Here is a 16,440-nt window from a genome sequence, read left to right on the forward strand (position 1 = left end):
GCGACGCATAAGGGCGCCGTAAAGGCCCCGGTCGAGCTCAGCGGCTCGCCGGGGCCTAGGACACGTCGTCCATCGGGACGTGGACGCTGGTGATCTTGACCAGCGGCATCGTCGCGTTCGGCAGGGTGCTGTAGAGGATCACCTCGAAGCTCAGCGTCGCCCCGATGCCCGCCAGCGGCGCGCGATTGGCCTGCAGCCAGCCGTCGACCACCCCGGACAGTTCGGTCAGGGCCGCCGAGGTCGGCGCCGTGGGCGGCATCAGCCCGATCGGCAGGTCGATCACCGGACTGGCCGGATCGGTGGTCAGCGGATAGGCGGCGTCGGCCCCGATCTGGGTGGTGAGATAGGTCGCGCCGTCCGCCCCCAGCAACTGGCCGAAGAACTCGTTCAGATAGGCGGAGATCGCGGCCGGCGGCGTCACCGGCGGGTCCAGCGTGACCAGGCTGTAGGCGTCGTGACGGATCAGCGGCGTGATCGGGGTGGCGAAGGCCACCGGGATCGTCGTGAACACGAAGGCGTCGTTGGTCGTGGCGCCGTTCTCCAGATCGACGTTGCGCTGGATCTGGATCGAGGTGTCCGCCGACTGGAACAGCACGGCGCTGAGTTCCGGGAAGGCGATCGTCTGGGACTGGGCGTCCTTGGCCTCCCGCGTGGTCAGCGGATCGCCGGTGGTCTTGTTGGCGTACTGATAGGCCGCCATCGCGCCCGCGGGCGGCGTCACCGGCGTGGCCGTGAACGTGTCGGGCAGGACCAGGATCACCGGCACGGGCGCATCGGCCCCGCCGACGTTGGTGACGACGATCGTCGCCGGCGACGCGTCGTCGGCCAGGGCCACCTCGACGCGGAACTGCAGGTTCACCGGCGGCGGGCCGACGGGGGGCGCCGCGAAGAACGGCGGTGGCGGGGCCGGCTTGGCCCATTCGGCGTAGGCCGTGGCGAAGCCGGTGACCAGGGTGTTCCAGGCGGTCAGCGCCGCGGCGGCGTTGACGTAGGTGGTGCTGTCCAGCTTGGTGTCCGGCGCCACCTGGGTCAGGTAGGCGTCGAAGTCGGCGAAGATCGCCGGGGCGCAGCCGATCAGGTTGGCCAGGGCGACGAACAGCCCGGTCTGCGGATCCTGGTCGTTCTTCGGGGGATTCACCGGCGCGTTGAACGACACGGTCGCCAGCAGCGAGTCCTGCGCCGCCCGTCGCGCCGTGTAGGTGAAGGTGTAGTCCCACAGCGAAAGCTGGGCCGGCGTCGGGTTGGCGATCGCCGAGCCCGAACCGGTCTGGCCCTGGGCCGTCGGCGGCGGCGGCAGGGCCCGCAGCGGCACCGGGAATTGTTGCGCGCCCGAACCGATCGGGAAGCCGAATGGGCCGGTGGTGAAGGCGATCCAGCTGCTCTGCTTGTAGCCGTCGATCCCCGCCACCGCGGTGATGTCGTTCTGCAGGTGGGTCAGCTGATAGCTCAGGGTCAGCGGGATCGACGCCTCCAGCGTCGGGTCCGAGCAGGTGAACAGGAAGGCCAGCGCCGAGTCGGTGCTGGCGGCTCCCTTGGCGTTCAGGGCGATGCTGGCCGCTGACAGCGCGTAGTTGGGCAGGTCCAGCGGCGGCGCGGTGTTGACCGGCGCGCCGTAGAAGGCCGGCGGACTGGCCGTGCCGGGCGCCTGGGCCTCGTTGGTGGTCGCGCCGGTGACCGGCACCACGGCCACCGAGGTGACCAGGGCGGCGTTGCCCAGTTGCTGCAGCAGGGACTGCTTCAGCTCTTCCTTGGCGGCCGCTTTCAAGGTGTCGTTCGCGGGGCCGACCAGCACCGGCTCGATGGTGCCGGAAATGGTCTCGGCCAGGGCGGCCTTCTGGGCCAGGATCTCGAACAGATCGCCCGCCTGGTCCGGATCCTTGCCGGCGAGGGCCGCCACGATGAAGGCCGGGGCGGCGTAGGTCGGCGACAGGAAGGTGTCGATCGCCGTCAGGGCCTGGGCGCTCCAGACGTTGAGGTCCACGCCGGTGAAGGTGGTCGCCGCCCCCTGCCCCGGGCTCAGGCCCTTGCCCGTGACATAGGCCGGCAGGGTGACCATGCCCGAGGTCTGCGACTTGGCCACCGGCTTGGGCGCGTAGAACAGCGGCTCGTCGCCCAGGGTGAAGGTCAGGCCGTCATTCGAGCCCGCCTTGGCGAAGCGCGTCACCCACACCGTGTAGAGCTGGTTGGCCAAGGGCTCGTCGGGATCGGCCGGGCCGGCCCCGACCCGGTACTGCCAGGCGCTGGTGACGAACGCCGTCTCCATCTGCTGGGCGAACGGCAACAGGGCGTCCTGCGAGTCCTGGGCCGTGGTCGAGTACGGCAGGATCTCGGTCTGCACGGTCACGCCGCCGTCCAGGTCCAGAAGCCGCGGATCGACCAGGCGCGGGTTGCGGCTCTGCAGCAGGAACAGGCGCAGGCGCAGCACATTGTCGGCCACCACCTGGGTCAGGTCGATCGGGACGGTCAGGGTCACGCCGACCGGGCCGGTGGGGGCCGTGCCGCCCGCCGCCGCCGCCGTCGTCTGGGCGCACTGGTTGGCGAAGGCGACGAACTGGGCCGCCAGCGCCGGGTCCATGGCCTGGACGCCGCCCGTCAGGCTGTTGAGCAGCGAAAAGGTGACCGCGGGTCCGCTGACGCCGGACACGTTCTGGCCGTCATAGTTCTGGTTGAGCTGGTAGTAGACCGAGGCGAACACCTTGGCGTCGTTGGCGGCCGCGGGGGCCGGGACGCCGTTGGCCGGCTGGTAGGCGTCGGTGTTCAGGGCCAGGGTGATCTGCAGCTGGGGCGCGCCCGCGGTCCCCGTGTAGAGGTAGGACGCGCTGACGTTCGGCCACTGGCTGAGCGCGATCAGGGTGTCGGTGTAGGCGATCGGCATCGGCGGGTTGTTGAGCGGTCCGTCGTAGCCGGCGGGCGGCGTGTTGAACGGCGTGACCGTCTGGTTGCCGAACAGGTCCAGCCAGCGGAGGCTGAGCTGGGCGACGCCGCCGACGCCCCGGTAGGGGTTCGAAGCGGCCGGCGGCAGGTTCGGCGCCGGATTGGCGGGCGCGGGGTTGATGTTGCTGTTGCTGTAGACGGTCAGCGCCTGCTGGTAGGCGATCGTCGCCGACGCCGCCTGACTTTGCAGCATGGCGCGCCGCGACACCGGGTTGCGGATGTCGGCCCGGGCCAGGGCCGGCGCGTTGGCCCGCATCAGGGCGCTCTTCGGATTGGGCGTCGAGGACGAGCCGTCTCCGGTCGGGCCGAAGGGCAGGCCGGGCTGGCTCAGGCTGAAGAACTGGTTGCCCAGGAAGCCGGCGTCCAGCAGCGAGTACAGCGAGAACATGTACTGCTGGCCGTAGGTCGGGTCGGTGCTGGCGCCCGGCGGGTCGAGATTGGCCCGGGTCAGGGTCACGCCGACATTGCCCACCCCGATCGACGGGTTGGACGAGAAGCTCTGCGGATCGACGTTCAGCGTCGGCGTGCCGACCAGCAGGCCGGTCTGGGCCTGGGCCGCCGCCCCCACCTGCTCCAGGCTCAGGCCGAAATAGCCGGCCACGCCCGAGAAGGTGTCGCCCGCGACCGCCACATAGGTCACCTGCGGGATCATCAGCACCGCGTAGAGCGCGGCGGTGACGTTCGGATTGTAGCCCTGCAGCTGGGCGGCGGTGATCGGCTGGAGGGCGTTCTTGGAGTAGTAGTTGGCGACGGTCGCCCACACATCGCCGCTGGCCACGTCGGCCGGCGTCACTTCGTGGAACATGCCGTTCAGGACGATCTGGGCGCCCTTGTTCAGCCCGGCCTGGGGATTGTCGCGCGCCACCTCGCCGGCGGTCATGCCATAGCGCAGGGAGAACGTCGCGAGGGTGTCCTCGGCGTCGAACGCCGCGGTGTTGGGAGCGGACTCCGAGACCAGGACCAGGGTCGACCGCGTCGGGTCGATGCTGGCGCTGGTCAGGATCGAGTTGCACACGTTGCTGAGCCGCTCGCCCACCGGCGTGTCGCCGGAACGGACATAGGTGACCATCAAGGTCAGGGTGGCGTAGCCGGCGGAGTCGAAGAGCCCCGGCGGCAGGGCCGCGCCCTTGACCAGCTCGTCCCAGTAGAAGCTGAAGCCGCCCGACTGGACCGTCGAGATTTCCCACAGCAGGCGGACGGCGTCGGACGGCTGGTTCAGCAGGTCGTTGATCAGCACCGGCGCGTCGTCCTCGACCGCCAGCGCCCCGAACAGGCGCGGCGGCGGCGGATTGGCCTTGGTGGAGAGGTTGGAGCGGGTGATGAAGCTGTAGACGTCGGAGGCCGCGTGGCCGACCAGGCCCGGGACGTTGGAGCCCTGGTCGGCATAGGCCACCAGCACGCCGTTCACGATGTCCGGCCCCAGGGTGTTCATCTCGATCAGGATGCGCTCGAGCAGCACCGCGTCGCTGGGGGTGGGACCGATCAGCTGATAGGTGTTGGGCGCCATCTGGGTGACCGGCGGCGTGTTGCCCTCGCCGGGCGGCAGCACGGTGTTGGAGTCCGCCGTCGGGGTCTGGGCGCCCGCCGCCTGTTCCAGCTTGCGGATCTGGAAGTCGATCCGGGTGGCGAAGACGTAGTCGTCGACGGCCGTGACGACCGGCATCTGGGTCGCGGGATCGGTCGTCAGGGTGGCCGGCGCGAACACCGGCAGGTGCTGCACGGCTTCCGACAGCGGCATTTCTTCGGTCAGGGCGGCCTGCTGGGTCTCGATCCGGCTGAGCAACGCGGGCGCCAGTCGCCACAGATAGGGTTGGGCCTGCCCCGACCCGCCCGTCTGCGACGTTCCGGGCGGCGTCGTGAGCTTGGCGATCTCGTCCATCCCCGAGGTGTTCCACGGCGCATAGCTGGCGGCGGCGAACTGCTGGGGGGTGAGCGCCAGCGCGGGTTCCGGCGCCAGCGTCAGGTCGGGGGTCACCGTCGGGGCGCTGGGGTTGTAGCCGTACTGCTTGGCCCAGGTCAGCACGACGTTCAGATTGGCCGCCGCCTGGGTCAGGTCGGTGTCGCCGCTGGCGTCGGGGGCGGTCGAACCGTTGATCTGCACCCAACCCAGGGCGGTCGCGTCCCGGGTCAGGGTGACCTTGTAGGACAAGCCGTAGCTGGTGACCGGGAACTGCTGGCCGGTCAGCTGGTAGAGGCCGTACTGGTCTTGGTTGTTCGGATAGAGGAACTTCGGCGACAGCGTCAGGCCGCTGTTGTTGGGCAGGCGCAGGCCCTGGAGCATGAAGCGCGAGACCATGCCGGCGGTCTGGCCCACCGTCTCGCCCGCCGCCACGCCCTGGCTCAGCTGGTCGCCGGTCAGCAGGTCCAGGTTGGACAGATGGACCAGGGGCTCCTGCTTGAGGTCGAAGATGTTGGCCAGGGCCAGGTTCTCCGACCGCGCCACGAACGCCGTCGTGCCCACGCCGAAACGGCCCAGCAGCGCGCCCAGGGTATCGCCGGCGACGGTGGTGTAGACCACGGTCGGGATGATCAGCGGCGCCCCGGCCAGCAGCAGGGTGTTCAGGTCGTAGAGGCTGGATTGGGCCGCCAGAACGTCGATCGAGACCTTCAGCGCCTGCGCCAGGCTATAGAAGCTGTCGCCGAGCGCCGTCGTGACGGACGCCGCGCCGATCGTGATCGTCACGCCGGCCTGCAGCAGGTTGACGGCGTTCTGGTTGCTGACGATCAGGGCCGCCGGGGTGGTCGTGTACTGCGTTCCGCTGAAGCGCGCGGCGATGGCCGACAGGGACTCGATGATCGTCGCCTTGGTCGTGTCGTCGATCCGCGTCTGGACGCTGGACGTGACTCCGTCGAAGTACAGCGTCCCGCCGACGGTCAGCGGGTTCTGCTGGTTGCCGTTGACCAGGTCCTCGAAGGTGAAGCGCGGATTGAGCTCGCCCGTCTGGACGAAGGCCATGATCGCATTGAGGGAATCCCCCGGCCGCAGCACGTAGGGGAACGAGGCGTAGCAGTCGATCGCCGCCTGCAGCAGTTGCCGCGAGATCATGGCGAAGGCGTCTTCGAACAGCACCTGGGCCAGGGATTCCGGCGCCTGGTCCACCGACAACGCCTTGGGCGCCGGCGCGTTGACCTCGTTGTTCAGCGTCGCCGCCAGCTTGTTGAACTCGGCGATCACCGCCGTGCGATAGGCCGGGGTGATCGCGGTCCAGGCCTCGAAGTCGATGGTCACCGTGCTGCTGGGCGCGGTCGGCGACGGCACGGCCAGGCTCAGGCCCGGCATGACCGGGAAGATCACCGCCCCGGCCTTCAGCGCATCCTGCTGCGGCTGGCTGGGCGTGGTGACCAGGTTGACGGTGAAGTTGGACTTCAGGAACGTCAGGATGTCGGTCGCCGCCAGGGCTGGCTGCTGGTCGGGATCGGCCAGGACCGCCAGGATCTCCTTCAGCGTCGCGACGCTGACCGGGGTCTCGGCCAGGGCCGGGCCGTTCGGCGTGACCGGGTGGGACTCGATTACCCAGGGCAGCAGGGCGTCGCACAGGGCGGCGAACGAGGAGCCGGTCTTGTTGCCGTCCCCGGTCGCGGTCGGCGCGTCCATCGAAAACAGGGTGACGAAGGCGCCCTGTTGGTTGGCCAGACTCAGCTGGCTCATGTCCGGCGCCAGCACGGTGAACTGCGGCGTCAGGACGATGGTCAGGGTGGGCAGCACATCGTCGGCGACGGCCGTGTCGGCGACGGCGGAGGCCGAAAGGCTGGCCACGCGCGGCGACCCGCCGAACTGCAGCGCCACCCGGGCCGGACGCTCCAGCGCGCGGAGCGGCGCCGGGGCCTCGTCGAACGCCGCGAACATCAGCGACTGGGTCTGCGGGTCCCACGGCGCGGTGCTGTTGGAACCGATCGTCATGTCCTCCGAGATCGTCGTCGCGAAGGAGAAGCTGATGGAGAAGGAGAACAGGCCCAGATCGATCTTCACCGAGACCGACACCGACACCGACGCCGACACCGACATCGGGATGGCGCGATACGACTCGTAGGTGATCTGCAGCGCCAGGACGATCGACACGTTCACGCTGGCCGAGATGATCGCGAAGTTGATCGTGCCGTAGAGCTTGCCCTGGATCCCGAACTGGCCCCGGAGCCAGAAGTAGTTGTCGGCCTGGACCTCCTTACTGGCGCCGACCAGGGCCGTGCCGCCCGCCACTGTCACGGCGTTCGAACCGTCATACGGGTGCCAGGGCGCGAACACGCCCTGGATGATGCCGAAGAAGGTGACCGAGAAGCCCGCCGACAGGATGCCTTTGTCGATCGAATAGCCCAGGCCCATCTGCAGGCCGATGCCGAACTCGATCACCGGATCGAAGGTGCCCTTGTCGGTCTTGGGAATCTTGGTCGAGGTGGCGTTGCTGAGCTTGGAGAAATAGAAGCCGCCCGACCCCATCACCGGGAACGGGCCGACGATGGCCTGGATCGTGAACGATCCGGAGAAGTCCATGTTGTAGGGGAAGCCCAGGTCGAACGTGAAGTCGCCGTTGGTGTAGATGGCGATGCCGATGGTCGGCAGGGTGACGTTCAGGGCCCCGAAGTTCAGTTGCCGGATCGAGCCCGGCAGCACCAGGTCGAGCTGGTAGACGCCGATGGTCGGCGTCACCTTCTTGTACATGATGTCGATGGCCAGGTCCTTGAGGACCGGGATCTTGTCGCCGTTGAAGCCCAGCCTCAGGCCATAGAGGTCCGGGTCGTTGAACACGACCATGACCTCGATCGAATAGAGATTGCTCTTGTCGTCACCGACCCGGAACAGGCCGATGTCGGTGGCGATCAGCCAGTTGCTGTCGGCGTTGTAGCGCGGCTGCAGGGGCTGGGTGCTGGTGGGATCGACGGGATTGGCGCCGCCCGTGCCGGTGGACGGGACGTTCTCCAGCGACTTGATGACCGCCTGGGTGCTGCTCATGTCGCCGGCGTTGATCGACACGTGCTGGCCCAGGGCCAGCAGGCGCAGATCGAACAGCGCGTTCCCGCGGCCGGGCACCTCCGGCATCTTGGTGACGTCCTGACCCTTGGTCGGGTCCTTGCTCACCAGCGGCTGCCAGGCGGGATCCGACGCCAGCGACGGCGGCAGGGCGCCGGAGATCGAGAACAGGATCTTGCCGGTCTTGGGGTCGCGGGCGAAGTTGAAGCCGTCGATCACCATGAAGCCCAGATTGATCGGCGACGACAACTTGTAGCCGGCGCTGACCGTGGTCGGCGCGTCGGCGGCCAGGTGGAAGGTCAGGAACAGCCCGTCCAGCGAGATCGAGTTCAGCACCGCCCACGGACCCGACAGCGAGAAGTACGAGCGGCCGGTCAGCTGCACCAGCGAGGTGATCAGCGAGCCCAGGCTCCAGCCGTTCAGGGTGACGGTGATGGTCTCGGCGGTGCTGTCGTAGGTGCCGGTGACGCCTTCCCACTGCACGGCCAGGGTCGAGCCCCCGGCGCTGCCGGGCTGGTTGAAGGCGTAGGCGATCGAGACGGTCAGCCCCTGGACCGCCGCCACCGAGATCGTGCCCAGCACCGAGCCGGAGAACTCGGCCCCAGCGGGCCTGGAGCCGTCATAGGCCAGGGCCAGATTGGCCGTGCAGGCGATCGGCAGGCCCGGCAGGACGGTCGTCTCCCAGGTCAGGGCCCCGGAGATGTTGTACTTCGAGGCCGCGCCCGTGGCGGTGGGGATGATCGCCCCGACGGCGAAGCTGTCGACGATCAGGGTCTTGGGCAGGAAGTCCGGCAGGAAGCGGTCCAGGTCGGTGACCGCGAACAGCTCGCGCAGCAGCGAGCCCAGGTCCAGCGGCGCGGCCAGGGCGCTCTGCAGCCGCCACTGCGGCGAGGGCCCCGCCCCTTCGTAGGCGATCAGCATGTTCAGCGCGATCGGCCCGATCGCCATCAGCCCCGACATCGAGGCCGAATAGGTGGTGGCCGCCGGCTTGACGGGCGGCGGCTGGGTGGGCTGGGGCGTCTGGGCCGACAGCGCCATGCGCATGCCGTCCAGCCGGATCAGCGGCTGGCCGTTCCAGGTGATGATGTCGACGGTGACGTCCACCCCGAACGAGAAGGCGTAGCTGGTGTTGGGCGGATCGATCATCAGCTGCACGTCGCTGAAGATCACGGAAATCCCGTCCGGCATGTGCACCAGGCCGCCGGTGACGGCCGGCAGCAGGTTGGCCAGCGAGACCTGGCCCTGGAACTCCGCCAGGATGACGAAGTCCTGGTCGATCGACAGCGCGAACAGGCCGCCGGGATTGCCCTGGTCGTCGGTGAAGACGTTGGGCATGAAGGTGAAGGTGGTCTCGAACAGCAGGAGCTGGCGTGACACCCCGGTCGGGTTCAGCACGGTCCAGTGCAGGTCGAGCGAGGTGATGGTGAGATCGAAATTGCCCGACGGGTCGTCGATCAGCTGGTAGCTGAACCCGTCGAGGGTTCCGATCGACACCGCCGTCGAGGTGATGGTCGGAATGGTCTGGCCCTTCGGCAGCACCGTCGAGACCTGCAGGCCCTTGAAGGCGACCTCGGTGAAGAAGCTCTGCAGCGGCGCCGGGACGTAGGCGATGTAGTTGGTGTTGACCCCGGCGATGGCGGCGATGTTCGCCGGCGTCAGCGGCGTGGAGCCTTCCGGCGGCGACAAGGCGATCGCGTAGTTGTTGGTCGCGCTCTGCATCAGCACCGTGAAGCCCAGCGCCAGCGGCGGCGAAGTGGTGGTCGTGACCACCCCGCCGAAGCTGTAGCTGATGGGCTGCTCGGGCGGCGGATCGTCCTCGTTCACCGGCTCCTCGGCTGGCGGAGCCGGGTCGATCACGTAGCCGAAGAAGGGACCGCTGGCCTCCAGGAACAGGAAGGTGAAGGTGGCCGCCGACAGGGGGGCCGTCAGGTTCATCACGGGGAACGGCGTGTCGTCGGTCACGGTCGAGGCGTCGAACGGTCCGGACATCACCAAGGGGTTGGGCACCGCCGCGCCCGTCAGGTTGGCGATCTGCAGGACGGTCTGGGCGTAGATGTCCAGCACCAGGGCGCCGGCGAAGGTCATGCCGGGCGTCAGGGGCACCGTGGCGCCGCCGGCCGCCGGCCAGCTGGCCGCGCCCGTCGCGGTGGAGAACAGGAAGCTGCTCTGGCTGAAGTTCAGGCCGCTGAAGACCCCGCCCACCATGAACGGGAAGCCGGTGGCGAAGGTCCAGTTGGACAGGTCGGTGCGGATCTGCACCAGCAGGTCGCCGCCGGTCGCCGGCAGGGTGAAGGTCAGGGTGACCGAGGTCTGGCCCGCGGTGGCCCCGAACAGGCCGTTGGTCAGGCTGGCGGTGGTGATGGCGAAGCTGTCGCCCGCGACGGCGCCCACCTGCCCCTGCCCCACCGACAGCCCGGCGGCGTCGCCCAGGACGAAGGCCTGCTTGAGCAAGGCGTCGAAGCCCGCCGGCGGCGTCACCCCGTTGTCGGTCAGATAGGCGGCGTTCAGCACCACCGGCCAGGTGGCGGAGGCGAAGGCGGACTGTAGCGTCTGGAGTGACAAAGCCGCCCCCTATCCGTTGAAGAACAAAGGAAGATGGTCGCTGGTGCTGCGGATCTTTCCGTAGACGTCCCAGCCGAGGAACCAGCCGCGGACGCCCTTCGCCACGTTGAACTGGGGGGCGACATCGGGCGCCGGCCCGTTCGGCGCCATCCACTGCGGGTTCAGTCCCGCCCAGTACCAGTTCACGTCTCGGACGAACGGCTCGGTTCCCTGCGGGACGCCGCCCGGATCCGCCCCGGCGTTGTCGTAGGGCGAGCCGACGACGCCGTTGACGATCGTCAGTTCCGGCGCCGCGGGCAGGCCGCCGGCTCCAGCCAGGTACAGCACGTTGTCGATCGACTCGTTGGCCGAGCCGCGACTGTCGCCGGTGTAGAAATAGCTGGGATAGTAGGCGACCGACGCGGTCTTGCTCCAGCAACGGGCGTTGCCCCTCGGCCGCATGTGCGTGGCGAAGTAGCCGCTGTAGCCGAGCAGCGGGTTCGGCGGCGCCCCGGCCGGCTCCAGCGCCACCGTGTATGGATTGGCCAGGCCGGTGAACGGGGCGTAGCAGTTGGTGTAGGTGCTGTCGGCCACGCGCAGCAGCGCCAGATTGAAATCGCCCAGCACCAGCCGCAGCTCGTTCGCCGCGCCGGCGGAATTGATCGCCGCCATGGTCGTCATGGTCTGCAGGAAGGCGGTCGCCCCCGCGAAATTGGCCGGCGCGTGCACCGCGAAGATGTTGATGGTCCGCCCGCCCGCGTCGAGGAAGGTGGTCTGATAGGGATGGCGCACGTCGACGCCGAAATTGACGTTGGCCGGCGGCATGCCGACCAGACCGGGGAACTCCACCCGGGCGGCGCTGTAGTTCGCGACAGGCAGGCAGTTGTTCCAGGGCGCGGGATAGGCCTGGGCCATCGGCACCGCCAGGTTCGGCACGGTCGGACCGATCCCGCCGTTCCACTGGTCCGGCCCCGTGAAGGTGACGCGGTCGGCGCGGAAGAAGACCGCGACGGCCTCCTTGTTGCCCGTGATCAGGGGCGGGACCAGGCACCAGTTCGCGTCCAGGACCCGCAGGCTGCCCAGCAGCGCCAGAACGCCGGTCGCGCCGCCGCCGCCGCACAGGACGCCGCGGTTGTTGTTGTAGGGCGTCTCGATTTCGACGACGACGAAGATGTCCGGGTCCGTCTCCGTCACGTGCCGGGAGATGTAGGTGAGGCGTTGGGCCGAGGAGAGGTCGACCTTGATCGCCCCGCCCCTCTGGCGCTTCTTGGCGCTGGGGTTCTGGATCTTGTTGATCGCGAAGTTCTCGATGTTCCAGTACAGGACCCGGGTCATGCCGAAACTCCCTCGACGAGCGCGGTCGACTTGCCCTGGTCCTCGATCAGGGCGCCGTACCAGCCCAAGGCGCCCTTCCCGTCCGGTGAGCCGAACACGAACAGGTCGATGCTCGATCCCGATGGCAGCTTGGCGATGCCCAGGAAGCTGAGCGAGATGTCGCTGAGCCTCAGGGTGAAGGCGTCGGCCCCGCCGCCGGCCACCGGGGCCAGCGACAGCGAGATGGTGTCGACCTTCAGGTTGACGACGCCCTGCAGGCTGAAGGCGCTAGCGCCGGGCGCGGCGCCGGGCAATTGCAGCCCGGCGAAGGCGGCATAGCTGGTCGCGCTCTGCGGGGTCTGCGGGCTCCAGGCCATCAGCAGGGTCGAGTTGAAGCCCGCCGCCGACGCCAGCGCTCCGGGACCGCCCATGTTGATCAGGCACGAGACGCCGTACCAGGCCTGGGTCACCGCCGTCTGGGGCGGCGCGCCTTCGTCCAGCACCACGGGCAGGAAGCCCCGCGCGGCGGGCGTCGTGCCGGCCGCCGACACCAGGAACGCCTGGGGCTGCAACGTCAGGCCCGACACTAGGCTGCCCGCGCGCAGCACGCTGTTGGCCAGGTCGAAGGCCAGGTTGTCCTCGACGATCGTGTAGGTGGTCACGTTGGGGCTCGCCACGGGCGAGGACATGTCGATGTGCAGGTTCGAGAACATCAGGCCGCCGGTGGCGGTGGCCGCCGGGGCGTCGGCCGCCATGCCGTAGGACATCAGGTCGAACGCCGTGCCCTGCTGGCTCATCAGGACGGCGAAATTGAAGCTGCCCGAGATCAGGATACGGCTCAGGATGCTGGGCGGCGTGCCGTTGTCGTTGTTGGTCAGGGTGTTGAACACGACCTTCGAGACCAGGACCGAGCGCAGCACGTTGCTGTCGGTGACCATCACGGTCGGCAGGTCGCTCTCGAACAGGTAGGTCCCCTGCCCGCCCTCGCTCTGGTAGTAGCCGGTCAGGACCACGCTGTTGGCCGCCTGGCGCGTGGCGTTGAAGAACGAGGCGGTGACCTTCGAGCCGAACAGCACGTTGGTCGTGACCTGGACGTGACTGCGGAAGTCGACCAGGGCGCTGTTCTCGAACAGGCTCTGCAGCTGCAGCACCGTGAAGTTGTAGGCGCCCGACGACGGCAGGGCCAGGGGCAAGGTGGGCGGCGCCCCGCCGGCCACGCTCTGGGCGAAGGCGGGCAGTTGATAGTCCACCAGGCCGAACAGGCTGCTGGCGCCCGGGATCTTCAGGGTGGTTCCGTCATAGCTGACCGGGCTGACCGAGACGCCGAAATGGTGGGCGCGGAAGTTGGTGAAGTTGATCCCGGCCGCCAGGCCCGCCAGCTGCGGCGGCAGGTCGGTCGGATTGATGTCGGCGCCCAGCACCAGGATGCCCCGCCATTCGGAGCTGGTGACGATGTTGGCGAAGTTGGCGTAGAGCGTGTTGCCGCCCTGGGCGGCCTTCAGCGCGATGTCGATATACTGCCTCAGGGCCTGGGACAGCACGGCGACGCCGATATTGGGGTCGGGGTTGGAGAAGTCGTCCGGGTCGGTCCACGCGCTGGGCTTGTCGACCAGGTCGCTCAGCGTGCCCTCGCAGAACTTCATGATCATGACGTTGCTGACGTTGGACGAGCCGGACTTGGCGCCGACATTGGCCTCCATCTTCCAGCCGGCGATGTCGACGACGTTGGCGAACTGGCCCAGGTGCGTGGGGTTGGTGATGACCGCGAACAGCTGGTTGGTCTGGAACAGGCCCTGCAGCACCGCGTCGACGTCCCGGAACGACATCTGCGAGGTGGGTTCGCCCAGGTCGTTGGACTGGGCCAGGATCACCGCCTCGTAGTTGGCGTGGCCGCCGCTCTGGTCCAGCTGGGCCAGCAGCCCCTGCGGCGTCGTGCCGTTCGGGACGATGGGCGTGTCGGCGGCCGCGCCCAGAGCCGCCAGCTGGGTGGTGCGAAGCGCCTTGGCGGCATGGACCTGACCCCGCGCCAGGCTCTGCAGGGCGTTCCGGCGCGTGGCGCTGAGGACCTTGCTCTCGTACTCGCTCCAGCCGGCGACGGGGATGGCGCCCGAGGCGCCGGCCCAGGCGACGATCGGGAAATCGACGGCGCCGATGGGCGTGGTCGGCCGCAGGGCCCCGGCGACCGTCTTGCTGTTCCCGCTGAACGCCCCGCCCGGGCCATAGAGGGCGTTGCCCTGGGGCTGGGCGCTGTAGGTCGGCGCGTCCCCCTGCCCGGGGACCACCTGCGCCCAGCTGGTGATGTAGGTCGGGGGATCGGTGACCGGCAGCGTCGGCTGGGCCTTGCCGGTGGTCGGGTTGGCGATGTCCGACGGCGGCAGGGGGAACTGCGGCGTGTAGGCCGGGGAAATCCCGACGAACCGCAGCGCGTCCACCGACGCCGCGCCGACCGGGCCCAGGGCGAAGTTCTCGGTGCCGGCCAGGCCGGGGATGAGGACCACGGCCCCGCTCGCCCCCGCCGCGCCGGTCAGGTAGTCGCCCGCCACGGTCATGTAGACGTTCGCCTGGACCGGCAGGAGGTTGGCCCCGATCTGCAGCGGGCCGACGGGCTGGAAGATGAATCCCCCGTCCTGGGGCGTCGGGCCGGTCGGGAGGGCGGCGGCGCTGCGCGGCGTCAGCGTCACGGGGTCGTTGTTGACCGTCCGGAACAGGCTGGCCAGGGCCGAGGTCCCCGGGGCCGCGGCGACGATCGTGCGATAGATCCCCATCGCGGGGTTCGAGGCCGGCCCCGTGCACAGCGGGTCGAGCGGGTCGAACGCCGCCACGTAGCCGAGACTGGGCGTATTGGTCACGTCCAGGAGCTCGAACTGCTGCACCACGTCGCCGCCCGAGGCCTGGCCATAGGCGTACTGCATGCCGATCAGGAAGCCGCCGAGCTGGCTGGAGACGGTCATGCCGCCCTCCAGCACGAAGCAGCCGGACATGTTCCCCGTCAGGGGGATGAAGGCGTAGTCGGAGGGAACGGTCAGCTGCAGCGCCTGGGGCGACCGGTAGCTGATGCCGGGATCCTGCGGGCCGTAGAACTGCAGGGCGTCGCCCGGGGCCGAGATGAAGACGCCCTGCGCGATCGACAGCCACATGTTAAGGCCGACCAGGGCGTTGAACGGGCTCTGCACCGTCCATCCCCCCGCCTGCTGCGAGAACGCGAAGGCGAAGCTGCTGGAACCGGTCGACGAATAGGTCGGCGTGCCGAACACCGGCTGGGTCCCCGCCCGCGGCATCCACACGAAGTACCGGCCAAAGAAGGTATTGCCGTTCGCCAGCCAGGCTTGGACCGTCCCGACGAAGGTGTTGGCGGTGTCGGTGTCGGTAAAGCCGGGCGCGAGCGGCGCGAAGACGAACGACCCGCCGTAGGCGTTCAGCGCGTCATCCAGCGAGATCGGTTTGTTCGGGTTGCCGCCAGCGGGCGGGAACATGTACCCGCACCAACCGGTCGAGCCGCCGCCAGCGACTTGATAGAGGTCGGACCCGAAGACTTGCTCGAATTGAACCGACATCTTTTGGATCTCCGACGACGGCGCCGTCCTGCTGCATCGGGAGCACCCCCTGAAGCGGCCAGAAGGCGATCGCACCGGTGAATCTTGTCGGCGGGATCGTCACGGACGAGAAAGTGCAGTCCAGGACGACCATGCCGTTCGATAGGTTCGAGGGCGGCGTCAGGGTCAGCTGCGCGCCCTTGTTCAGTTTCAGATCGCCGATCACCAGGTCGAAAGGCGTCACGGATACATTCGACGACGGCAACAGAAGGCTGCTGTAGAGCAGGGTCTCGCCCGTCAGGTAATCGACCCGGGCTCCTTCTCGCGCGCCGTTCAGTACAACCGTCCTGGCGCTGAGGTTTCCCGTGAGATTGTAGTTGACGCTGAACAACTCCAAATTGTCGGGGGCGACCCAGGACACGACGTCGCCCTTGAAGGGAACACTCTTGCCGGTGGCGTCCACCACGGCGAAGTCTCCGACCAGGCTCGAGGGGCTGGGATCCTGAACGACCGCTAGGCTGATGGCTCCGCTTGCGCTCATCCCATTGGCCGTCACCGAGAAGTTGTGGGTCGGGGCGGCGTAGGTGAGGACGGCGTCATCGACGAATTGGCCGTTCAGGGTCAGCCTGACGCCAACCTGCGCGACAGCGCCGCTGACGGCGTAGTCGATGGTCAATCCGGAGATGTCGCGCTGGCCGGACCAATCTTGAGCCCGGGCCAGCGCCCCCGAATAGAACACAAAGACCAGCGCCAGAACGCTGAGGCGAAGCATTCAAGCCGTCAGGTCGAGGTCAGGGTCCAGCTGGCGACAAGGCCGTTGTAGTCGTGCTTCGGCTCGTTGGGCGCGCCGAAGGTGATGGCGGCGGCGTTGCTGCCGCCCGTCAGGGCGGTCGGCACGGTCAGGGTGAAGTTGCTGCCGGCATAGATCACCGTGGCCGCGGAGCCCGTGCCGATGATCAGGTCGCCCCCGACGACGCCGACGTTGGACGTCTGGATCAGCGTCGTGGTCCACAGGGTCTGGCCGGCGGAAATGATGTTCACGGTGGCGACGTTGTTCGTCGAACTGCCCTGGGAAGACACCACGGTCTGGATTTGGACGGTGGCGTTCAGGTTCCAATTATAGGTCGGCATTGGTTCACACCTTCTGGTTGG

At 68.5% G+C, this 16,440-nt stretch carries 5 protein-coding genes; all 5 read right to left on the reverse strand.

Annotated elements, in window-relative coordinates; translation table 11 throughout:
- Positions 1-55 precede the first annotated feature (55 nt).
- The 5 genes from WAE60_RS00350 to WAE60_RS00370 are packed head-to-tail and all read right to left on the reverse strand — an operon-like array spanning position 56 to position 16,419.
- Positions 56-10,462, reverse strand: coding sequence for a LysM peptidoglycan-binding domain-containing protein (locus WAE60_RS00350; protein ID WP_337684297.1), 10,407 nt, complete (start codon positions 10,460-10,462; stop codon positions 56-58).
- Between the two features lie 9 nt (positions 10,463-10,471).
- Positions 10,472-11,776, reverse strand: coding sequence for a hypothetical protein (locus WAE60_RS00355; protein ID WP_337684300.1), 1,305 nt, complete (start codon positions 11,774-11,776; stop codon positions 10,472-10,474).
- Positions 11,773-15,228, reverse strand: a complete 3,456-nt coding sequence (locus WAE60_RS00360; protein WP_337684301.1) for a hypothetical protein — start codon at positions 15,226-15,228, stop codon at positions 11,773-11,775. The genes WAE60_RS00355 and WAE60_RS00360 overlap by 4 nt, the downstream gene beginning before the upstream one ends.
- On the reverse strand, positions 15,179-16,060 hold the full coding sequence (locus tag WAE60_RS00365) for a hypothetical protein (protein ID WP_029914957.1): 882 nt from the start codon (positions 16,058-16,060) through the stop codon (positions 15,179-15,181). The genes WAE60_RS00360 and WAE60_RS00365 overlap by 50 nt, the downstream gene beginning before the upstream one ends.
- An 8-nt stretch (positions 16,061-16,068) precedes the next feature.
- Positions 16,069-16,419 carry a hypothetical protein gene (locus tag WAE60_RS00370; protein WP_029914958.1) on the reverse strand — a complete coding sequence of 117 codons (351 nt, stop codon included), beginning with the start codon at positions 16,417-16,419 and terminating at the stop codon, positions 16,069-16,071.
- Positions 16,420-16,440 lie beyond the last annotated feature (21 nt).

The sequence above is a fragment of the Caulobacter sp. CCG-8 genome, from assembly GCF_037402475.1.
Lineage (GTDB): Bacteria > Pseudomonadota > Alphaproteobacteria > Caulobacterales > Caulobacteraceae > Caulobacter.

Coding starts and splice junctions, on each gene's coding strand:
- WAE60_RS00355 (WP_337684300.1), bottom strand. CDS start 11,776: ATGACCCGGGTCCTGTACTGGAACATCGAGAACTTCGCGATCAACAAG.
- WAE60_RS00360 (WP_337684301.1), bottom strand. CDS start 15,228: ATGTTCCCGCCCGCTGGCGGCAACCCGAACAAACCGATCTCGCTGGAT.
- WAE60_RS00370 (WP_029914958.1), bottom strand. CDS start 16,419: ATGCCGACCTATAATTGGAACCTGAACGCCACCGTCCAAATCCAGACC.
- WAE60_RS00365 (WP_029914957.1), bottom strand. CDS start 16,060: ATGCTTCGCCTCAGCGTTCTGGCGCTGGTCTTTGTGTTCTATTCGGGG.